The following is a 20,816-nucleotide window of genomic DNA, read 5'->3' as shown; positions in this document are numbered from 1 at the left end:
CTGGACCGCCTGGCGGCTCAGGCTGCGAGGTCCGGTTCCCGCCGGAGCAGCCCGCGGATCGCCGGGGCGGAATTCGGCCGGCCGAACAGGTATCCCTGCACCTCCTGGCAGCCCTCGGCGCGCAGATGCGCGAACTGCGCCTCGGTCTCGACGCCCTCGGCCACGGTGACGATGCCGAGACTGGCGCCGAGGCCGATCACGGCCCGCACGATCGCCGTCGAGTGCGGGTTCTCGCCGAGCTGGCTCACGAAGGAGCGGTCGATCTTGATCTTGTCGAAGGGAAACTTCTGCAGGTAGCTCAGCGAGCAGTAGCCGGTTCCGAAATCATCCATCGCGATCCGCACGCCGAGATCCCGCAGAGCGTGCAGCATCGCCACATTGGCCTCGCTCGCGACGAGCAGCACCGATTCGGTAACCTCCAGTTCGAGGCGGTGCGGCGCGAGTCCGGAGAGCGCGAGTGCCTCGCGCACCGTCGCCACGAGACCGGGATCGCGGAACTGCACCGGCGAGAGATTCACCGCGACGCGAACCGGATCGGCCCACAGGCTGGCCTCGGCGCAGGCCTGCCGCAGGACCCAGGCGCCGATCGGCACGATGAGGCCCACTTCCTCGGCGAGCGGTACGAACTCGGCCGGCGGGATCGTGCCTTCGACGGGGTGGTGCCAGCGCAGCAGCGCCTCGAACCCCACGACCGCCCGCGACCCGACGTCGACGACGGGCTGGTAGGCCAGGGCGAGGTCGCCCCGGGCGAAGGCCTCGTGCAGGTCGGTCTCCCGCCGCCGCCGCGAACGGGCCCAGCTGTCCATCGCCGTCTCGAAGCAATGGGCGACGCTGCCGCCGTCGGCCTTCGCCCGGTAGAGGGCAAGATCGGCGTTGCGCAGCAGCGTATCGGAGTCGGTGCCGTGTTCGGGCAGGCGCGCGATGCCGACGCTCACGCCGATCTGGCATTCGCGGTCGCCGAGCCGCACCGGGCGCGACAGGGCCTCGATGATCCGGCCGGTGACGGCCGCCACGGTCGCACTCTCGGCATTGTGCAGCAGCACGGCGAATTCGTCGCCTCCGAGCCGGGCGACGAGATCTTCCCGGCGCAGACAGGCCGTGATCCGTTCCGCGACCACCCGGAGCAGGGCGTCGCCGGCCGGATGGCCGAGCGTGTCGTTGACGAACTTGAACTTGTCGAGGTCGAGGCACAGCAGGGCGGCGCCTGCGCCCGTCCGGGCCTGCTCGGCGATCGCATCGGCGAGGCGGAGGCCGAACAATGCCCGGTTCGGCAGACCCGTCAGCGCATCGTGATGGGCCATGTGGGTGATGCGGGCCTCGGCGCGGCGCTGCTCGGTGACGTCGATGGCCGCGCCGAGAAGGGCGTGGCGTCCCTCGAAGGCGAGGGTCCGCTCGAACAGCGTCACCTCGATCAGCGATCCGTCGGCCCGCAGGTGACGCTGCAGGTGGCCGTCACGGGCGGGACCGCGTGCGCCGGCTTCCGAGAGGTCCGTCAGGCTCCGGGCCAGAAAAGCGTCCCGGCTGTAGCCGTAATGGGCGACCGCCGCCTCGTTCACGGCGATGAAGCGGGCCGATTCCTGGTCGACCAGCCACATCGGCAGCGGGTTGCTCTCGAACAGGAAGCGGAACGAATCCTCCCGCGCCTTGATGTCGCCGACGTCGGTCATGGCGACGGCGATGAGGTCGCCGATGGCCTGTGCCTCGACCTTCAAGTGGAGTGTCGTCCCGTCGGAGCGCGGCGTGGCGAGCTCGAACACCGCCCGCTCGGAGCATCCGAGGATGCCGGACAGCCGCTGCGTCATGCCGAGCCGCATCGGCACGAAATCACTGAGCCGCTGCCACTGCAGGCTCACGATCGACCGCCCGAAGATCTCGGCGGCGCCCTGGTTCAGGGCGACGACCTTGAAGTCGGCGACGGCCCTCTCGGCGTCGCGGACGGCGCCGAGCGCCATCAGCCCCTGGCCGGTGGCACCGAACACCGCCTGCATCAATTCCGTGCGCACGCCCTCGCTGTCGACGTGGATGAGGAGAAGGGGGGTTCCGCCGCCGTTGGCGAGCGGGACGCCCACGAGGCTCCAGGTGGTGACGATGCCATCGGTGATGCGGTCGCAGCGTGCGCCCGCCGGCTCGCCGGTGCGCAGGGCGGCCACCCCGATCTCCTCGATCGGCCGGCGGATCTCGTCGGGCATCTGGGCGAGCGGCCGGTCACGGATCTCGTCCTCGAACCAGTCGCGGAACCCCGGGCCGCCCCACAGGATGCGCTCGGCACGGCCCTCGCGGGTGGCGATCAGGGCGCAGCGATCGGCCAGGCGGCCGAGCCTGCCCAGGACGACGGCGTCGTAGCCCGGCATCGCCCCGGGGCGGGTGCGGCAGCTGCGCCAGTGCTGGATCAGCGCGGCGGCGTGCGCGTCTGATGTCGGGATGGGCAAGCGAAGGCCGTGCTCCGAGGAAGTCGAAGCACGGCCTAACAGGCGTTCGTTGAGGGGAAGTATATGAGCCGGCTATACGGCTGATCTTGAAGAGGTGGCCCGTCCTCGACCAGCACAGCGCCGATCAAGGACGGATCAAGTCTCTCTCACTGCTCCAGCAGGCGCCGGGCGATGACCTGGGCCTGGATCTCGGCGGCTCCCTCGAAGATCGAGAGGATGCGCGCGTCGCACAGCACGCGGCTGATCGGGTATTCCAGCGCGAAGCCGTTGCCGCCGTGGATCTGCAGGGCGTTGTCGGCCGCCGCCCAGGCGACGCGGGCGCCGAGCAGCTTGGCCATGCCGGCCTCGAGATCGCAGCGCTTGCCCTCGTCCTTCTCGCGGGCGGAGAAGTAGGTGAGCTGGCGGGCGATATTGATTTCCACCGCCATCATCGCGAGCTTGTCGGCCACGCGCGGGAACTCGACCAGCGCCTTGCCGAACTGCACCCGCTCCTCGGCGTAGCGCAGGCCGATATCGAGGGCCGACTGAGCCACGCCGATGGCGCGGGCCGCGGTCTGGATGCGGGCCGATTCGAAGGTCTGCATGAGCTGAGCGAAGCCCTTGCCCTCGACCTCGCCGAGCAGGTTGGCGGCGGGCACGGAGAAGCCCTCGAAGGAGAGTTCGTACTCCTTCATGCCGCGGTAGCCGAGCACCTCGATCTCGCCGCCGGACAGGCCGTCGACGGGGAAGGGGTTCTCGTCCGAGCCGCGCGGCTTCTCGGCGATCAGCATGGAGAGGCCGCGGTGGCCCTTCTCCTCCGGCTTGGTGCGCACGAGGACCGTCATGATGTCGGCGCGCACGGGGTGGGTGATCCAGGTCTTGTTGCCCGTGATCTTCCAGACGTCGCCCTCCTTGACCGCCTTGGTGCGAAGCGAGGCGAGGTCGGAGCCGGTATTCGGCTCGGTGAAGACGGCGGTCGGCAGGATCTCTCCGCTCGCGATGCGCGGCAGGAAGCGTTGCTTCTGCTCCTCGGTGCCGCCGCACAGGATCAGCTCGGCGGCGATCTCCGAGCGCGTGCCGAGCGAGCCGACGCCGATATAGGCGCGCGACAGCTCCTCCGAGACCACGCACATCGCGGCCTTGGGCATGCCCATGCCGCCGTATTCCTCGGGGATGGTGAGGCCGAACACGCCGAGTTCGGCCATCTTCTCGATGATCGGCATCGGGATGTAGGCGTTCTCGCGGTGCCACTCCTGGGCCTGCTCCACCACCTCGGCCTTGCCGAAGCGGCGCATCTCGGTGCGGATCGCCTCCATGTCCTCGTCGAGGCCCGAGAGGCCGATGGTGGCCGCACCCGAGGTCGTGGCCTCGCGGATCTTCGCCACCAGCGCAGCGCGGTTGGCCGGCGTATTGCCCTCGGCGATCGCCGCGTCGATGGCGGGCGTGCGCAGGGACGCGAGTTCGGCGCTGGTGAAGCCGAGCGCCGTCGGGCGGACGATCTCACCCTGGCTCATCGGAATGCCGCCGAACATCTGGTCGAGATACTCGCCGACGCCGATCTTCACGAGCAGAGCCTCGGTCTCGCCGAAGGTGCCCTCGCCCTTGAGCCGCTCGGCGTAGTCGGCGAGCTCGCGCACCGCCTCGCCGTAGGTGGCAAGCCAGGACAGACCGTGGGCGGCGTGCTGCTCGCGCTCCAGCGCACCCGCATCGAGCTTGCCCTCGGGGCCCGTCACCCGCGCCTTCACGCGGGCGGTCGCCTCGGCGACGAGGGCCTTGGCGCCGGCGGCGGCGTCCTTGGCCAGGGCGACGAAATCGCTCGGGTCGTTGGCGGGCTGGATCGCGGGAGATGCTGCCATGGCGAACTCTCTTCTCGGGCGCTCTGAGCCGAAGTGGATGGCGTTCCGGCGTGACTGAGCGGGACTTCTAGGAAGGCGGACGGTTGGTTTCTTTATAGACAGGATCGCCGGCACAATAGTGGTTTCTCATCGCCGCATCCCCCGTCTTTAGGCTGAATTCATCATACAGTTCACCGCGTTGAGCGTGTCTGAGGACCGCTCGCCAGACCGACGCCGCCGGCCGCAACCGCCATGCCGGCAACCTGCATTGCCGTCAGCGTCTCGCCGAACATGAGATAGGCGATCACCGCAGAGACAGGCGGCACGAGGAACAGCAGCGAGGCAACGCCGGCCACGGCCCCGCGCCGGATCAGCGCCAGCAGCAGCAGGATGCCGCCGACGGAGTTCACGAGGACCGACCACGCCATGCCGAGGCCGAGCGGCAGGCTCGGGGCGAGATGCGTCTCACCGGCGACGAGCGCGAGCGGGACCGCGAAGGCGGTGCCGCCGACGAATTGCAGGCAGGCATTGGTGACGAGGTCGGCGCCGGCGCCGCGCCGCTTCTGCCACAGCGTGCCGGCGGTCATCGCCAGCATCGCGGCGAGCGAGACGAGGAGCGCAACGGGGGGGATGCCGGCGGCATCGACCGCGCCGAGCTTCGGCCCGAGCACCAGTCCCGCCCCGAGGAAGCCGAGCCCGATCCCGGCCCAGCGCTGTGGCCCGACCCGCTCGCCGAGCAGCGGCTGCGACACGGCCGCCGTCAGCAGCGGCTGGAGGCTGCCCACCAGCGCCGCGATGCCGGCGGGCAGGCCGTGATGCACCGACCAGAACACGCCGGCCACGTAGATGCCCTGCATCAGCACGCCCGCGATCATGCCGTCGCGCCAGCCGTCGGCGGTCCGGGGCCAGCGCGCGCGGAGCGCGAACGCGATTCCGGCCAGCACCATCGCCACCAGGGCCAGTCGGAGCGCCACGAAAGCGAGCGGCTCGGCGTAGGGCGCCACGTAGCGCGCGGCGACGAAGCCGCTTGCCCAGATCAGCACGAAGGCGGCCGGGATCAGGCTGGAGAGGACGGTCGGCATGGCGCCCGGCAGGCAGCACGCAACCGGGCGCGTGGCAACCGGAGAATGCTGAGGGCGGCTATGCTCCGCCCGCACCCGAGATTGACGCGCAGCATCCGATGGCCCGTATGGAGCGGCTCGCCTCGACTCAGCCGCAGAAGCCGCCACCGCCCTTGAGCCGACTCAAAAAGATCCTCGACGTGACGGGGCTGGCCGCGCAGCGCTTCGTCGCCCATGACGGCTGGGCGATCGCGAGCCACATCGCGCTGTCGATGCTGACCTCGCTGTTTCCGTTCCTGATCCTGCTCGCGGCGCTCGCTGGCCTGATCGGCACCAAGTCGCTGGCGGACGAGGCCGGCACGCTGATCTTCGACGCCGTGCCGCGGGAGGTGGCCAAGCCCATCGTCGGCGAGGTGCACCGCCTGCTCACCGAGCAGCGCGGCGGCGTGCTGACGCTCGGTGCGCTGCTCGCGCTCTACTTCTCGTCCTCCGGCGTCGAGTCGCTCCGGGTCGGACTCAACCGCGCCTACGGCATCCGCGAGATGCGGCCCTGGTGGCTCACCCGGCTCGAATCGATCGGCTACGTCGTCTGCGGCGCCTTCGCGATGCTGGCCTTCGCGCTGCTCGTGGTGCTCGGGCCGCTGATCTGGCGCCAACTCGTCTTCGTGGCACCTGGGCTGGAGCCGCTAGGCCTCACCGTCGCCATCGGCCGGATCGGCGTCACCGCCTTCCTGATCGCGCTGGTGCTGGTGATCGCCCATAAGTTCGTCGCCGCCGGGCGCCGGCCGGTGCTGTCCGTGCTGCCGGGCATCGCCGTGACGCTCGGCCTGTGGTTCCTCGCCGGCCTCGGCTTCGGCTATTATCTCGACCGCTTCTCGAACGCCTACGCCTCGACCTATGGCGGCCTTGCGACCGCGATGATCTTCCTGGTGTTCCTCTACTGGCTCGCGGCGATGTTCCTGTTCGGCGGCGAGATCAACGGTACGGTCATCGCGGCGCGGCGCCAGCGGCTTCAGGCGCGGATGCGGGCGCGTCAGGCGGAGGCGGCGCGGGTGAGCGCCAATCCGCTCCCGTGATCGTTCCCATCAGCTTCCGCTCGCGGGCGAGTTCCGCGAGCCGTTCGATCCGGATGTTTTGGGGCGGCAGGTCGATCACGAAGCGCTCGGCCATCTCGCCGAGGACGAAGTCGGGGCGGACCCGTTCGAGGTAGCGCCAGTCGATGCCCGTCGACCACAGGAAATGAACCTCGCGGAACCGGTCGGCGAAGAGCGCGGTGAGCGTTGCGAGCGGGCTGTGGGCAGTGTGCTGCGCGTAAGAATCGCCGAAGATGACGAGGCGGCGCGGATCGGCGAGAGGGTCGTCGTTGCAAAACACCGCGTGGCTGCCGAGATGCGCGTCGCCGCCGCGCCCCAGCGCCTCCATCTCCAGCAGGAGGTCGTTGGCGTGGATGCGCCGCGCCGCGCTCGCGAAGGCCGTGCCCTCCGCGAGCTCCGTGCGGTGGGGCGTGAACTTGCGGCCGAGATCGCCCGAGAAGGGGAGGGCGGTGCGCTGGCGCCGGGCCTCGACGTCGTCGCGCGGGGGCACGCCCATCCGCGACAGGATCGTGCGGTAGGCCAGCGAACAGCCTTCGAAGGTCCAGTGGGTGTCGGTTCGCAGATAGAGCGGCGGGCCGTCTCGCGCCGCTCGGAACGCGCCCGCGAGATCGACCCACGCGCGGGCGCCGGGCGAGGCGGTGAGCCAGCGGGCAAGCCGCAGGGCCGGAGCCCGGGCCGGATCGAAGGCGAGGTCTTCCGCGCGTTCGGAATAGACGGTGAGTTTTTCCGGGGCGAGGGCGTGGAGGTAGGTCGCGCCGAGCCCGGCGCAGCGCCGCACGCGGCTCTCGATCAGCCGCCGCCAGCGCCAGAGCGTCCGGCGCGAGACGCCCGGCCGGCCGTACTGCTCCAGCACGCGGTTGGTGCCCCGGATCAGGAACAGCCAGCCGTCCCGGCCCTCGTATACGTCGGCGGCCGGGTCGGGGACGGAGGTCATCGGGGGATTTTAGCGGGGGAGCGGGCCGCGGCCAAACCCTCCCCCTCTGCGGGGGAGGTTGCCGCGCGGAACGAGGCGGAAGAGGGGCCGGCTCCGAACTCTCCGGAAACGGCGCTCCCCTCAACCCGGCCCTTTCGGGGGCCACCCTCTCCCGCAGAGGGGAGAGGGGTCTTTCGATGCGTGTCCTACCCGCCGAACAGCCGCTTGATGCCAGCGAGCAGGCCGCCGCTGCGGGCGGGCTCCTGCGACGCTGTCTCGGATGCCGTCGGCGCCGGAGCGGCGGCGTTACCCGAAGCGGCGACCGTCTGGACGAGGCCGAGCGCCGCCGTGTCCGTGGTCTCGCGGTCGATCAGGATCAGGCTGCCGGTGTCGCGGTTCTCGACATACGGATCGACGGCGATCTGCCGGTCGAGCGTCAAGGTCACGTCGCCGATATCGTTGACCGCGAGCTTGTCGGCGGGGCCGGCCTGCCCGGTCTCCGGGTCGATCCGGCGGTGGACCGCCTTCACCACCGCGTTCACGGTCTGCGTGCCGACCTTGGCCCACAGGCTGGCGCCGGGGACGAGATCGGACTCGGCGGCCCAGAACAGGCGCACGTCGAGGCTGTCGGTCAGCGTCAGCGGCGCGCCCGAAGTCGCGATCACCGCGCCGCGGGAGGCGTCCACCTCGTCGGCGAGCACCAGCGTCACCGACTGGCCCTCGCTCGCCCGCTCCAGATCGCCGTCGGCGGTGAAGATGCGGGCGACGGTCGAAGTCTTGCCCGAGGGCGCGACGGTGACGGCGTCGCCCGGCGCCACCGAGCCGGAGGCGATCAACCCGGAAAACCCGCGGAAATCCGAGTTCGGGCGGTTCACCCACTGCACCGGCATGCGGAAGGCGGCGGCGCGCTCCTCCGACTTCACCGGCACCTCTTCGAGGTAGCGCAGCAACGGAACGCCATCGTACCAGGTCGCGGCGGTGCCCGGCAGCACGACGTTGTCGCCGTTCTTGGCCGAGAGCGGGATCGCCCGCACCTCGGAAAAATTCAGCGGCGCGGCAAACGCCTGGAAGCCGGAGAGGATCGCCTCGAACTTGTCCTGCGACCAGCCGACGAGATCCATCTTGTTGATGGCGAGCGCGACCCGGTGGATGCCGAGCAGCGAGACCAGCAGCGCGTGGCGCCGGGTCTGGCGGGTCAGCCCGTGGCGGGCGTCGACCAGGATCACGGCGACGTCGGCGGTCGAGGCGCCGGTCGCCATGTTGCGGGTATATTGCTCGTGGCCGGGGGTGTCGGCGACGATGAAGGAGCGCCGGTCGGTCGAGAAGAAGCGATAGGCGACGTCGATGGTGATGCCCTGCTCGCGCTCGGCCTGCAGGCCGTCGACCAGCAGGGCGAGATCGACCTCGCCGCCCTGCGTGCCGTGCTTGCGCGAGTCGCGCTGCAGCGCCGTCACCTGATCGTCGAAGATCTGCTTGGTGTCGTGCAGGAGCCGTCCGATCAGGGTGGACTTGCCGTCATCGACCGAACCGCAGGTGATGAAGCGCAGGACCTCCTTGTTCTGGTGCTTGTGCAGGAAGGCTTCGTAGCCGAACGCTTCCGGAGACTGATGGATCGTCATCAGAAGTAGCCCTCCTGCTTCTTGCGCTCCATGGCGCCGGCACCGTCCTTGTCGATGACGCGGCCCTGGCGCTCCGAGGTGCGGGCGGCGAGCGTCTCGCCGATGATCTCCGGAAGGGTCGCGGCCGGGCTCTCGACCGCGCCGGTCAGCGGATAGCAGCCGAGCGTGCGGAACCGAACCTGACGCTTCTGCGGGGTCTCGCCCGGCTCCAGCGGCAGGCGGTCGTCATCGACCATGATGAGCTGGCCGTCGCGCTCCACCACCGGACGCTCGGCGGCGAAGTAGAGCGGGACGATCGGAATGTTTTCCTGCTCGATGTAGAGCCAGATGTCGAGCTCGGTCCAGTTCGAGAGCGGGAAGACGCGGAAGGATTCGCCGCGCCGCTTCTTGAAATTGTAGAGGTGCCAGGGCTCGGCGCGCTGGCGCTTCGGGTCCCAGCGATGCTGCGCGTTGCGCAGCGACACGATGCGCTCCTTGGCCCGGCTCGCCTCCTCGTCGCGGCGGGCGCCACCGAAGGCCGCGTCGAACTTGTACTTGTCGAGCGCCTGACGCAGGGCCTGCGTCTTCATCACGTCGGTATGCACTTCGGAGCCGTGGCTGACCGGGCCGATGCCCTTGGCGAGCCCCTCCTGATTCGTGTGCACGATGAGTTCGAGGCCGAGTTCCTTCGCGCGCTGGTCGCGGAAGGCGATCATCTCGCGGAACTTCCAAGTCGTGTCGATGTGCATCAGGGGGAACGGCAGGCGCCCCGGCGCGAAGGCCTTCAGCGCCAGATGCAGCAGCACGGAGGAATCCTTGCCGATCGAGTAGAGCATCACCGGGTTCTCGGCCTCGGCGACCGCCTCCCGGAAGATGTGGATGCTCTCGGCCTCCAGGCGCTGGAGATGCGTCAGGCGGGTGCGCGCGGGCGCGGCGACGGCGGCGCTCATCAGACCAGTTCCCTTCTGTGTTCGCGTGAGGTGGCGGCGCTCGCCGGCTCCTCGAAAGCGGCGGCTTCCTGCCCGGGCGCCACGTCGCCTTCCGGCCTGTGCAGATGCAGGCCGCATTCCTTCTTGGATTCCTGCTCCCACCACCAGCGGCCGGCCCGTTCGTCCTCACCGATCTTCACGGCGCGGGTGCAGGGGGCGCAGCCGATCGACGGGAAGCCGCGGTCGTGCAGGGGGTTGTAGGGAATGAAGTTGTCGCGCACGAAGCGATCGACGTCGGCCCGCGTCCAATCGGCGAGCGGGTTGACCTTGATCAGGCCGCGTCCCTCGTCGGCCTCGGCCAGCGGCGTGTCGGCCCGGTTGGCGGATTGCCCGGCGCGCAGGCCGGTGAACCACGCCGCCGCGCCCTCCAGCGCCCGACCCAGCGGCTCGACCTTGCGGAAGCCGCAGCAGGCCTGCCGTGCGGCGACCGAATGGCGAAAACCATTGATGCCCTCGCGCGCAACGAACGCTTCCTCGGCCACCCGCTCCGGCGCGTAGGCGCGGATGCGGATGCCGTAGGCGGCCTCCGTCTCGGTCCAGACGTCGTAGGTTTCGGGAAACAGCCGGCCGGTATCGAGCGTCACGATCTCAGTGCGGCCCTTGTTCAGGGCGAGCGCGTGCGTGAGCGCCTGATCCTCGATGCCGAGGCTGGTGGTGAAGACGAGCCGGCCCGGGATGCGGTCCTCGACGAGGCGGATACGCCCCCGGAGGTCCAGACCCGCCATGTCCCTGGCGAGATCCCCGGCCGCCCGGACGAGGGCAGCGGTCATGTGCGTAAATTCGATTTGCCTGCTTGTCGGAGCCCTGAGATGTTCGCTATAAAGAACGCTGTCAAGGCGTCGGACCTTCTGCGCACGCAATCCACTGCTGCGGCGCGAATGGCACGGCAACGGTTGCCGCCGCCGATCGTTGCTCGTTCAGAAAAGAATCTTCTCAAAGAGGTGGCGGGGCGGGCTTATGGCCGGATGCCCCGAGAGACCCTCGAGAGACCATCCTCGCCATTCATTGCGGAGAGGCCCCTTGGACTCGATCGACCTGAAGATCCTCGCGCTCCTGCAGAAGGATGCCACGCTCTCCATCGCCGCCATCGGCGAGCAGGTCGGGCTCTCGCAGACGCCCTGCTGGAAGCGGATCCAGCGCCTCGAGGCCGACGGCGTGATCGACCGGCGCGTGGCCGTGCTCGATCCGGTGAAGCTCGGCCTCGGGCTCACCGTCTTCGTCTCGATCGAGACCGCGGATCATTCCAAGGATTGGCTCGAGCGCTTCGCCGACCGCATCTCGGCCATGCCGGAGGTGCTCGAGTTCTACCGGATGGCCGGCGACGTCGACTACATGCTGCGGGTCGTCGTGGCCGACATGGCCGCCTACGACACCTTCTACAAGAACCTGATCGCCACGCTTCCTCTCAAGAACGTGACCTCGCGCTTCGCCATGGAAAAGGTGAAGTCCACGACCGCCCTGCCGCTGCCCGTTCCCCCGCCGCGCGGGCGTTCCGAACCGAGGCTGGCGGTGGTTGGGGAATAATCTTCCTTTTTGCGACGCAACAGCGAACAATCTCTTCTCTCGACCGGGCGTTCTTTAAAACGGACGTTTCGACGTTGACAGCGGCGCTCCGGCGGACGACATGGCACCCACGATGTCCAGGCAAGCACTCCTTCCCCGCACGGCTCCTTTCGGAGACCAGGAACGGGCTCATCTCGACGCAGCGCTCGGAGCGGCGACGCCGATCCAGCGCGCTTGGCTCGCGGGCTTCCTCGCGGGGCTCGATGCGGCCGCCGGCCAATCCGGTGCGGCGGCGGTCGCCCCGGCGGCCCCCCCGAAAGCGGCCGAGCCGCTGACGATCCTGTTCGCCTCCGAGTCGGGCAATTCGGAAAAGCTCGCCAGCGATGTCGGAAAGCTCGCGCGCAAGCAGGGCTTCAAGCCGAAGATCGTGGATTTCGCCGATCTCGATCTCGCCACCCTGCCCAAGACGGGCAAGCTCGTCGCCATCGTCGCGACCTGGGGCGAGGGTGAGCCGCCCGCCCGCGCGGTGCGAGCCTACGGTGAGCTGATGTCGGACGCCGCGCCGCGGCTGGAGGGCGTCGAGTTCGGCGTGCTGGCGCTCGGCGACACCAGCTACGCGGAGTTCTGCGCCATCGGAAAGGCGCTCGATGCGCGCTTCGAGGCCCTCGGCGCCAAACGCGCCTACGACCGCGCCGACCTCGACCTCGATTTCGAGAAGCCCGCCGCCGACTGGATCAAGGGCGCGCTGAAGGCGCTGGCGCCGGCCGATACCGCCGCCGACAATGTCGTGGCGGTCGATTTCCGCGGCGCAGCCGAGGATGAGGACGGCGAAGTCAGCCGCGAGCCGAGGGTGGTCGAGGTGATCGACCACGTGAACCTCAATTCCTCGCGCTCGGACAAGGAGACGATCCACCTCGCTCTCGAATTCGAGGACGGAGCACCGGCCTACGAGCCCGGCGATTCGCTGGAGATTTTCCCGGAGAACGACCCGCAGCTCGTGGACGAGATTTTGCGCGCCACGGGGCTCACCGGAGACGAGGGCCTGCGCAGGGCCCTGCTCGCCGAGCGTGACATCACCACGCTCTCGCCCACCACCGTCGAGCGCTTCGCCAAGGCCACCGGCCACGCCGACGCTCAGAAGTTCGTGGAGAGCGGCGAGGTGAAGGCCTGGATCGAGGGGCGCCACCTGATCGACCTGATCGAGCGCTTCCCCGCCGAGCTGACGGCCGAACACCTCAACACCGTGACCCGGCCGCTGCCGCCGCGGGCCTACTCCATCGCCTCGTCGCGCAAGGAAGTCGGCGACGAGGTGCATCTCACCATCGCCGCCGTGCGCTACGAGACCCACGGCCGCGCCCGCTCCGGCGTCGCCTCGGTGCATGTCGCCGACCGCATCAAGAACGGCGCCAAGCTGCGGGTGCGGGTGAAGCCCAACAAGCATTTCCGCCTGCCCGCCGACCCGGCGACCGACATCATCATGGTGGGTCCCGGCACCGGCGTCGCCCCGTTCCGCGCCTTCGTGCAGGAGCGCCGCGCCACGGAGGCCTCCGGCCGCTCCTGGCTGTTCTTCGGCGACCGTCACTTCACCCACGACTTCCTGTACCAGCTCGAATGGCAGGACGCGCTGGAGGATGGTTCGCTGTCGAAGATCGACGTGGCCTTCTCCCGTGATCAGCCGGAGAAGATCTACGTCCAGGACCGGATCGACCAGCACGCCGCCGAGGTGGTGGCGTGGCTCGACGGCGGCGCCCACTTCTACGTCTGCGGCGACGCCAAGAACATGGCGCGTGACGTGCGCGCCGCCGTGGTGCGGGCCTTCGAGAGCGTCAAGGGCCTGAGCCGCGCGGACGCGGAAGCGCATGTCGCCTCGCTGGAACGGGCCAAGCGCTACCAGCAGGACGTTTACTGAAGTTCACCCAACCCTCCCCCCAACAGATCTTGGGCTTGCCCAAGGTCTGCAATAGGGTTGCCCAAATCGGGCAAGCCCGATTTGGGTGGGGGGAGGGTGCCGAGCGCAGCGAGGCGGGAGAGGGGCAGCACGACGGCGCCGCAGAGGGTGCAGCCTGTGTTGTCGAGACTTTTCCGGACAGGGCGCTCCCCTCTCCCGACCCTCGCCGACGCGAGGGCCACCCTCCCCCGCAGAGGGGGAGGGCCGAGTGTGAAACGGATCACCGCCATGGACGACCACAAGCCGATCGACACGCCTGACGGCCCCGCCGTGGACACGCCCGGCATCGGCGCGCACCGCTACGAGACGCCGCCGACCGATCGCCCGATCACGGAGGCCGAGGCGGCGAAGGCCGCCGGGCTCGCGCATAACGAGCACCTGAAGATCGCCAGCCGCTACCTGCGCGGCGGGCTCGCCGATGGGCTCCTCAAGCACGCCACCGGCGCGATCTCCGAGGATGACGGCCAGCTCGTCAAATTCCACGGCATGTACATGCAGGACGACCGGGACATCCGGGCGGAACGCACCAAGAAGAAGCTCGAGAAAGCCTACAGCTTCATGATCCGCCTGCGCATCGCCGGCGGCGTCGTGACGCCGAAGCAGTGGCTGATCCTCGACAACATCGCCACGACCTACGCCGGGGGTGCGCTGCGCGCGACCACGCGCCAGACGTTCCAGTATCACGGCGTGATCAAGTCGAACCTCAAGCGCACCATGGCGGCGATCGACTCGGCGCTGCTCGATACGATCGCCGCCTGCGGCGACGTGAACCGCAACGTCATGGCCGCGACGAACCCTGCCCAGGCCGGTGCCCACAAGGCTGCGCTGCAACTGGCCAAGGACATCTCCGACACCCTGCTGCCGAAGACCGGCGCGTGGCGCGAGATCTGGCTCGACGGGGAGCGCGTGGTCGGCCGCGAGGACGAGGCGGAGATTGAGCCGGTCTACGGCAAGACCTACCTGCCGCGAAAGTTCAAGACCGTGGTCGCGGTGCCGCCCTCGAACGAGGTCGATATCTTCGCCCACGACCTCGGCTTCATCGCCATCCTCGACAAGAAGAACCGGGTCACCGGCTGGAACGTCACGGTCGGCGGCGGCATGGGCATGACCCATGGCGAGACCGACACGTTCCCGCGCACCGCCGACGTGCTCGGCTTCGTGAAGCCCGAGGACGCCCTGAAGGCGGCCGAGGCCGTGATGACGGTCCAGCGCGACTGGGGCAACCGCAAGAACCGCAAGAACGCCCGGCTCAAGTACACGATCGAGCGCTTCGGCCTCGACGCCTTCCGGGCGGAGGTCGAGAAGCGCATCGGGAAGAAGCTCGGCGAGCCCAAACCCTTCACCTTCGAGAACAACGGCGACCGCTACGGCTGGGTCGAGGGCGAGGACGGGCGGCACCACCTGACGCTCTACGTGCCGTCGGGCCGGATCAAGGACATCGAGGGGGGCCCGCAATTCCTCTCGGGCCTGCGCCGTATCGCCGAGGTGCACGAGGGTGATTTCCGCCTCACCGGCAACCAGAACGTCATCATCGCCAACGTGCCGGCGGCCAAGAAGCCCGAGATCGATGCGCTGGTCGACGAGTACGGTCTGACTCGGGGCGCCTCCGCGATCCGCCGCAGCTCGCTGGCCTGCGTCGCGCTGCCGACCTGCGGATTGGCGCTGGCCGAGAGCGAGCGCTACCTGCCCGACCTGCTCACCGAGCTGGAGGAGAGCCTCGCCCGCCACGGATTGCAGGACGAGGAGATCACGATCCGCTCGACCGGCTGTCCCAACGGCTGCGCCCGGCCCTTCATCGCCGAGATCGGTCTCGTCGGCCGCGGCCCCGAGCGCTACCATCTCTATCTCGGTGCTGCCTTCGACGGCTCGCGTCTGAGCAAGCTATACCGCGAAGACGTGCTGGCCAGCGAGATCAAGGACACGCTGGAGCCGCTGTTTGCCGCCTACGCCAAGGACCGGCAGCCGGGCGAGCATTTCGGCGACTTCGTGATCCGCGCCGGTTACGTCGCCAAGACGAGCAACGGCCCGGATTTCCACGAGCGCACGGGGCCGCTGCGGGCGGCGTAAACGGCTTAGGTCTCCTCGCGAGGACGGTGCGCGTGACACGCCCCATCCTCGCGAGGCGAAGCCGAGGCAATCCGGGCCGCCCACTTCCGGAGCGGTCCGCGCGGCTGGATCGCGTCGCGCCCGCTCGCGATGACGACTCGGCTCAGACCGGCACCACCGCCACGTTGTCGATGAGCCGCGTCTTGCCGAGATAGGCCGCCACCAGAAGCCGCGCCTCGCGCTCGGCTCTGGCCACCGGTGCGAGGGTCTGGGCGTCGCGCACCTCCAGATACTGCACCGGGCCGAAGCCTGCCGCCGCCAGCGCCGCGGTGCCCTCCGCCACGAGCGGAGCCGCCTCGGCACCGCGGGCGAGGCGCTCGGCCATGTCGGCGAGCACCGCGTGCAGCCGCGGCGCGATCTCGCGCTCGCACGGGTCGAGGTAGCGGTTGCGGGAGGAGAGGGCGAGGCCGTCCGCCTCGCGCAGCGTCGGCACACCCTCGATGGTGACCGCCAGGTCGAGGTCGCGGATGACCGAGCGGATCACCTGCAGCTGCTGGAAATCCTTCTCGCCGAACAGGGCGATGTCGGGCCGCACCTGATTGATCAGCTTCGTCACCACGGTGGCGACACCGGAGAAATGGCCGGGCCGGAAGGTGCCGCACAGACCCTCCGCCGCCGGTCCGGGCTCGATGCGCGTCGAGAATCCGGTTGGGTACATGGTTTCGACGGAGGGGAGCCATGCCGCATCGGCGCCCGCCCCCGACAGCAGGGCGAGGTCGGCCTCGGTGTCGCGCGGATAGCGCGAAAAATCCTCGTTCGGGCCGAACTGGGTCGGGTTCACGAAGATGCTGACGACGGCCCGCCGGCCGATCGCCTTGGCATGCGCCACGAGGGCGAGATGGCCCGCATGCAGCGCACCCATGGTCGGCACGAGCACGATCCGGTCGCCGCCCGAACGCCACGCATCGACCCGTCTGCGCAGGGCCTCAAGGCTGTCGAAGCGGAGGGTCGTGTCGGACATGGGGCGGCTCGGATACGAGGAAATCGCGCCGCACAGTTAAGCGCCGCCGCGGCGGGATGCCAGCGTTCCCGCCGGATCAGGGGCAGTAGCGCAGCGGCCGGTCGAACGGATCGTCGTAGCCGAGGCCGGGTCGGAAGCCGTAATAGCTCGGTTTGCCGAGGCCGTATTCCGAGCCGACATAGCTCGGATCGCTCGGCGCGTTGGTCGGCACCGGGGCGACGCGCGGGGCGCAGCCGACGAGACGCCGGGGGAGGGGGCGGGGCGGCCCGTCGACGAGGGCGTCCCCGTCGCCGCGGGGGAAGAACCGCGGGGCCGGCGGCGCGGCCGGCGGGCCCGGCTCGAACACCGGCAGGTCGGCGGCGCGGACGGGCGGTCCGAGGAGACAGGCAAGGACAAGGGGACAGGCAAGGGCGAGAAGGCTGCCGAGCACCCGCTGCCGACCGGCCGTCATCGCGTCATTCTCCCGTTCCGTCGCATGAGGCCTCGCAGGTCATGGTGAACGGATCGTTACCGCGCCGCGCTCACGCCCGCGGATAGACGATGACGGAGAGATAGGTCATCGGCGTCTTGAGCAGCTTGGCGGGTCCGTGCAGGCCGTTCGAATCGAACATCAGCGCGTCGCCGGGCTCGAGATGATAGTCCTGACCCGAATGGTGATAGATCACCTCGCCGGTCAGCATGTAGATGAATTCGGTGCCGATATGGCGGAAGCTCGTATAGGCTTCGGCCTCGTCCTGCAGGGTGATGAGATAGGGCTCGACCACCACGTCGCCGCGGATTCCGGCTCCCAGGAGTTCGTAGAGATGCCCGACCTTGGTGCCGCGCCGCTCGATCGGCACACCCTGGCCGCGCTTCACGTGGCTGCAGTCCCGTGTCTCCTCGAAGGCGGCGAACAGTGCGGTGATCGGCACGTTCAGGGCCGAGGCGATGGCGTTGATCGAGGCGAGCGAGGGGGAGATCGCCCCGTTCTCGATCTTCGAGATCATGCCGGGCGAGATGCCGGCGGCGCTGCCGAGATCGGCCACCGACAGGTCGCGCTCGCGTCGCAGCAGGCGGACCTGATGGCCCAGAGCCTTCTCCAGGGGGCGCTCCTCGATGACGGGGGCGTTCGACGCTGTGCTCAGCATGGATCCCGGACTGCTCCTTCCGCCGCTGCGGCGCGAAAATCATTATGGCGCAGGAATTCGAGGGCGCCACCGGGTACTGTTGTTGAAAATTGCAAGTCATTCCGGGCCATACGCCTGATCCGGGACGGCAAAAATCGGCAATCGATGCGCTCAAGCTGCTGTTCCGGCATGCCTTCATCCCGATGCCGACGGCGTCCGCCAGACGCAAAAAGGACCGGCGCTGTCCGCGCCGGCCCCTTTCCCGAGCCGTCCCTCGATCCAAAAAATCCTAGAACGGGATGTCGTCGTCGAGGTCGTAGTTCGGCTTGCCGCCGCCGCCCGAGGAGGGCCGGCGCTCGCCGCCGGAGCGGCTCGAGCCGTAATCGTCGCGTCCGCCGCGATCACCGCCCCGGTCGCCCCCCCGATCGCCGCCGCGGCTGATCTGGCCGCCGCCCTCGTCCTCGCCCGCGAAGTCGCCGCCCCCGCCGCGCCCGTCGAGAATCGTCATCTCGCCGCGGAAGCGCTGGAGCACCACCTCCGTGGTGTACTTCTCCGCGCCCGATTGGTCGGCCCATTTGCGGGTCTGGAGCTGGCCCTCGATGTAGACCTTCGAGCCCTTGCGCAGATACTGCTCGGCCACGCGGGCGAGGTTCTCGTTGTAGATCACGACCGAGTGCCACTCGGTCTTTTCCTTGCGCTCGCCCGACATCTTGTCCTTCCAGGACTCCGACGTCGCGATGCGCAGGTTGACCACGGGATCGCCCGAGGACAGGCGCCGGGTCTCGGGATCGCGCCCAAGATTGCCGACGAGAATCACCTTGTTGACGCTGCCCGCCATCTCATCTCTCCATCCGATCGGATCTCACAGGGCATGTTTCGTGACGCCCGCGAAGGCCGCGACTCTTGAGCAAGGCGCCCACCGGAGCAAGCCGTCGGTGACGCTTGTGCACGCTAACCACCGGTGCCGCGCCCCTCGCGAATGTTCTATATCTGTTCCGATTTTCCGACAAGCACCATCGCGCTCGTCGGAGCGGGGATCGTGTCAGGACACCTTCACCACGAGCTTGCCGAAATTGGCGCCCTTCAGCATCCCGGCGAAGGCGGCCGGTGCGTTGTCCAGGCCCTCGACCACGTCCTCGCGGGCCTTGACCCGTCCGGCGCGCAGCCAGCCGCCGACGTCGCGCAGGAAGTCATCCTGCATCGAGGCGAAATCCCAGACGATGAAGCCGCGCAGCGTCAGGCGCTTGGTGAGGATGGCGCGCATCAGCACCGGCGAGCGATCGGGGCCGGAGGGCAGTTCGCTCAAGTTGTAGTCGGCGACGAGGCCGCAGACCGGCATCCGCGCGAAGTCGTTGAACAGCGGCAGCACCGCGTCGAATACGGCGCCGCCGACATTCTCGAAATACACGTCGATCCCGTCGGGGCAGGCGCGGGCCAGCGCCTCGGCAAAGTCACCGGCGCGGTGATCGACGGCGGCGTCGAATCCCAGTGTCTCGGTCAGGTAGGCGCATTTCTCCGCGCCCCCGGCGATGCCGACGGCCCGCGCGCCCTTGATGCGGGCGATCTGGCCGACGAGGGAGCCGACCGGTCCGGCGGCGGCGGCCACCACGACGGTCTCGCCCGGACGGGGCCGTCCGATCTCGAGGAGACCGGTATAGGCGGTCATGCCAGGCATGCCGAGGATGCCGAGGAACTGGCTCGGTGGCCCGTCCGCAGGATCCAGACGGCGCAGATCCCGCCCGTCCGAGATCGCGAATTCCTGCCAGCCGGAGTTGCTCAGCACGAGATCGCCCTCGGCGAAGGCCGGATTCTCCGAAGCGACCACCTCGCTCACCGTCTGGCCGACCATGGTATCGCCGAGCTCGACCGGCTTGGCGTAGGATTTCGCCGCGCTCATCCGCCCGCGCATGTAGGGATCGAGGGAGAGCCAGCGGGTCCGCAGCAGAACCTCTCCCGCCTTGGGAACGGGGGTGCGCCCCTCTTCGAGGCGGAAATGTTCGGGTTTCGGCTCACCGTGCGGGCGCGCGGCCAGCACGATCCGACGGTTGACGACTGCCATGGAGCGCTCCGGCGTTGTTCAAGCTGGAACCGGGCAGATGGGTCGCGCGCTGGTTCCGGCAATGCGAGGCAGCGATGTGCGGAGGTCGGGGATGGGGTGGCGTAGGGCGGCTCTGACGGTCGGTCTGCTGGCGATGGCCGGTCCCGCCGGGGCGGTGGGGAGCGATCCGCTGGCGGGTTACCGCTGGAAGTCGCGGGTGCTGGTGCTGGCCGCGGGCGATACCGGCGATTTCCGCCTCGCGGCGCAGCGGCAAGCCCTTGCCTCGGCACGGGCGGGCGCGTCGGAGCGCGATCTCGTGACGGTCGAGGCGGTGGGGCAGGGCGCCGACGCGGTGGCCCTGCGGCGGCGTCTCGGTCTCCCAGGCGATGCCTTCCGGGCGGTTCTCGTCGGCAAGGACGGCGGCGCCAAGCTCACCTCGGAGGAGCCTATTCCGCCGCAGCGCCTGTTCTCGACCATCGACGCCATGCCGATGCGGCGGGACGAGGCGAGGCGGCGCTGAGCGGCACGGTAAGAGAGGAGGGAGGAGAGGCCGCGTGCGGCCCCTCGTCGTGTCGGGCTGTCTCGCCGATCAGTAGCAGCGCTCGACCAGGACGCGGCGGTAGCCGTAGGGCGTCCATGTCAGGCGCGGGACGGTGTAGCAGCCGCTGCTGTAGTACGGGTCGTAACCGACGGTGGTGTAGCCGTAGGGGCCACCCCAGCCGCCGTAGCCGTAGGGATAGCCATAGGCGCCGTAGAGGCTCCCCGCGGCGAGGCCGAGCCCGAGTCCGAGGCCGACACCGCCCCAGCCGTAGCCGCGCCGATAGCCCCAGCCGCCATAGCCACCGCGCCAGCCGCCGTAGCCGCCGCGCCAGCCGCCGAAGCCGGCCCCGCGGTAGAAGCCGCCCCGGCCGGCGAAACCGCCGCCGAAGCGCGGGCCTCCGAAGCCGCCGCCGAAGCGAGGACCGCCGAAACCGCCGCCGCGGAAGCCGCCGCCGAATCCACCGCCACGGAAACCGCCGCCGCCATGGAAGCCACCGAAGCCGGGGCGGGCATCGGCGGTCGCCGGGATCATCATCAGCGCGCCCACCATGGCGGCCGATGCCAGAACAACCCTTTTCATCAGATCGTCTCCACCCGAGAGAGAACTTCGCCAACCCCCCGTTCGCTTTGAACGTCCGGCGCGAAAATTCGGTCCCTGCGACCTCTGGTCCTGAAACCGTCGCGGCGGGGAGAGGGGACGGCGCGGGCAGGATGGC

At 69.4% G+C, this 20,816-nt stretch carries 18 protein-coding genes; 5 read left to right on the top strand and 13 right to left on the bottom strand.

Annotated features, from left to right (window positions below; all coding sequences use genetic code 11):
- Positions 1 to 17: 17 nt before the first annotated feature.
- The 3 genes from HNR01_RS17245 to HNR01_RS17235 all read right to left on the bottom strand — a co-directional run bounded on the left by HNR01_RS17245 (position 18) and on the right by HNR01_RS17235 (position 5,325).
- The gene (locus tag HNR01_RS17245) at positions 18 to 2,429 is read right to left on the bottom strand and encodes a putative bifunctional diguanylate cyclase/phosphodiesterase (RefSeq protein ID WP_183668866.1); all 2,412 of its coding nucleotides are present in this window, start codon (positions 2,427 to 2,429) and stop codon (positions 18 to 20) included.
- A 146-nt stretch (positions 2,430 to 2,575) separates the two neighbouring features.
- Positions 2,576 to 4,264: an acyl-CoA dehydrogenase family protein gene (locus tag HNR01_RS17240; RefSeq protein ID WP_183668864.1), complete on the bottom strand. Its 1,689-nt coding sequence runs from the start codon at positions 4,262 to 4,264 to the stop codon at positions 2,576 to 2,578.
- A gap of 170 nt (positions 4,265 to 4,434) precedes the next feature.
- Entirely contained in the window at positions 4,435 to 5,325 is an 891-nt protein-coding gene (locus HNR01_RS17235; protein ID WP_183668863.1) for a DMT family transporter, read from the bottom strand.
- A gap of 107 nt (positions 5,326 to 5,432) precedes the next feature.
- On the opposite strand from HNR01_RS17235, the gene HNR01_RS17230 reads away from it, so the two are divergent.
- The gene (locus HNR01_RS17230) at positions 5,433 to 6,380 is read left to right on the top strand and encodes a YihY/virulence factor BrkB family protein (RefSeq protein ID WP_017485560.1); all 948 of its coding nucleotides are present in this window, start codon (positions 5,433 to 5,435) and stop codon (positions 6,378 to 6,380) included.
- Here HNR01_RS17230 and HNR01_RS17225 read toward each other — a convergent pair.
- The 4 genes from HNR01_RS17225 to HNR01_RS17210 all read right to left on the bottom strand — a co-directional run bounded on the left by HNR01_RS17225 (position 6,292) and on the right by HNR01_RS17210 (position 10,668).
- Positions 6,292 to 7,332: an alginate O-acetyltransferase AlgX-related protein gene (locus tag HNR01_RS17225; protein ID WP_183668861.1), complete on the bottom strand. Its 1,041-nt coding sequence runs from the start codon at positions 7,330 to 7,332 to the stop codon at positions 6,292 to 6,294. The two genes, HNR01_RS17230 and HNR01_RS17225, sit on opposite strands and share 89 nt — an antisense overlap.
- Before the next feature lie 185 nt (positions 7,333 to 7,517).
- Entirely contained in the window at positions 7,518 to 8,930 is a 1,413-nt protein-coding gene (gene cysN, locus HNR01_RS17220) for a sulfate adenylyltransferase subunit CysN (RefSeq protein ID WP_183668859.1), read from the bottom strand.
- The gene (gene cysD / locus HNR01_RS17215) at positions 8,930 to 9,859 is read right to left on the bottom strand and encodes a sulfate adenylyltransferase subunit CysD (RefSeq protein ID WP_183668857.1); all 930 of its coding nucleotides are present in this window, start codon (positions 9,857 to 9,859) and stop codon (positions 8,930 to 8,932) included. Before cysD ends, cysN begins: the two co-directional genes overlap by 1 nt.
- Complete coding sequence (locus HNR01_RS17210; protein ID WP_183668855.1) at positions 9,859 to 10,668, bottom strand: phosphoadenylyl-sulfate reductase; 810 nt, start codon at positions 10,666 to 10,668, stop codon at positions 9,859 to 9,861. Before HNR01_RS17210 ends, cysD begins: the two co-directional genes overlap by 1 nt.
- A gap of 250 nt (positions 10,669 to 10,918) precedes the next feature.
- Between HNR01_RS17210 and HNR01_RS17205 the strand changes: the two genes are divergently transcribed.
- From HNR01_RS17205 to HNR01_RS17195, 3 genes are all read left to right on the top strand, one after another.
- On the top strand, positions 10,919 to 11,422 hold the full coding sequence (locus HNR01_RS17205) for an Lrp/AsnC family transcriptional regulator (protein WP_017485565.1): 504 nt from the start codon (positions 10,919 to 10,921) through the stop codon (positions 11,420 to 11,422).
- 112 nt (positions 11,423 to 11,534) lie between these two features.
- Positions 11,535 to 13,310, top strand: a complete 1,776-nt coding sequence (locus HNR01_RS17200; protein ID WP_183668853.1) for a diflavin oxidoreductase — start codon at positions 11,535 to 11,537, stop codon at positions 13,308 to 13,310.
- Positions 13,311 to 13,577: 267 nt separating this feature from the next.
- Positions 13,578 to 15,416 (top strand): NADPH-dependent assimilatory sulfite reductase hemoprotein subunit, encoded by a 1,839-nt coding sequence (locus HNR01_RS17195; RefSeq protein ID WP_183668916.1) that lies wholly within the window; start codon positions 13,578 to 13,580, stop codon positions 15,414 to 15,416.
- 142 nt (positions 15,417 to 15,558) lie between these two features.
- On the opposite strand, the gene panC is transcribed toward HNR01_RS17195, so the two are convergent.
- From panC to curA, 5 genes are all read right to left on the bottom strand, one after another.
- Complete coding sequence (gene panC, locus HNR01_RS17190; RefSeq protein WP_183668851.1) at positions 15,559 to 16,416, bottom strand: pantoate--beta-alanine ligase; 858 nt, start codon at positions 16,414 to 16,416, stop codon at positions 15,559 to 15,561.
- Between the two features lie 76 nt (positions 16,417 to 16,492).
- Positions 16,493 to 16,867, bottom strand: coding sequence for a hypothetical protein (locus HNR01_RS17185; protein WP_183668850.1), 375 nt, complete (start codon positions 16,865 to 16,867; stop codon positions 16,493 to 16,495).
- Between the two features lie 70 nt (positions 16,868 to 16,937).
- A complete protein-coding gene (locus tag HNR01_RS17180; RefSeq protein WP_017485570.1) occupies positions 16,938 to 17,543 on the bottom strand; it encodes a helix-turn-helix domain-containing protein in 606 nt (201 codons plus the stop codon).
- Between the two features lie 268 nt (positions 17,544 to 17,811).
- Positions 17,812 to 18,360 carry a single-stranded DNA-binding protein gene (gene ssb, locus HNR01_RS17175; RefSeq protein WP_183668847.1) on the bottom strand — a complete coding sequence of 183 codons (549 nt, stop codon included), beginning with the start codon at positions 18,358 to 18,360 and terminating at the stop codon, positions 17,812 to 17,814.
- Between the two features lie 204 nt (positions 18,361 to 18,564).
- Positions 18,565 to 19,581, bottom strand: coding sequence for an NADPH-dependent curcumin/dihydrocurcumin reductase (gene curA, locus HNR01_RS17170; protein WP_017485571.1), 1,017 nt, complete (start codon positions 19,579 to 19,581; stop codon positions 18,565 to 18,567).
- Between the two features lie 91 nt (positions 19,582 to 19,672).
- Here curA and HNR01_RS17165 point away from each other — a divergent pair, with 91 nt between their 5' ends.
- Positions 19,673 to 20,080: a DUF4174 domain-containing protein gene (locus tag HNR01_RS17165; protein WP_183668845.1), complete on the top strand. Its 408-nt coding sequence runs from the start codon at positions 19,673 to 19,675 to the stop codon at positions 20,078 to 20,080.
- Between the two features lie 69 nt (positions 20,081 to 20,149).
- Here the strand turns inward: HNR01_RS17165 and HNR01_RS17160 are convergent, their stop codons facing one another.
- Positions 20,150 to 20,680: a hypothetical protein gene (locus HNR01_RS17160; protein WP_026105689.1), complete on the bottom strand. Its 531-nt coding sequence runs from the start codon at positions 20,678 to 20,680 to the stop codon at positions 20,150 to 20,152.
- Between the last annotated feature and the right edge of the window lie 136 nt (positions 20,681 to 20,816).

It is taken from the genome of Methylorubrum rhodesianum, assembly GCF_014199985.1.
Classification (GTDB): domain Bacteria; phylum Pseudomonadota; class Alphaproteobacteria; order Rhizobiales; family Beijerinckiaceae; genus Methylobacterium; species Methylobacterium rhodesianum.
Note: the sequence above shows the minus strand (reverse complement) of the source record. Positions and strands in the feature narration are given on the sequence as shown.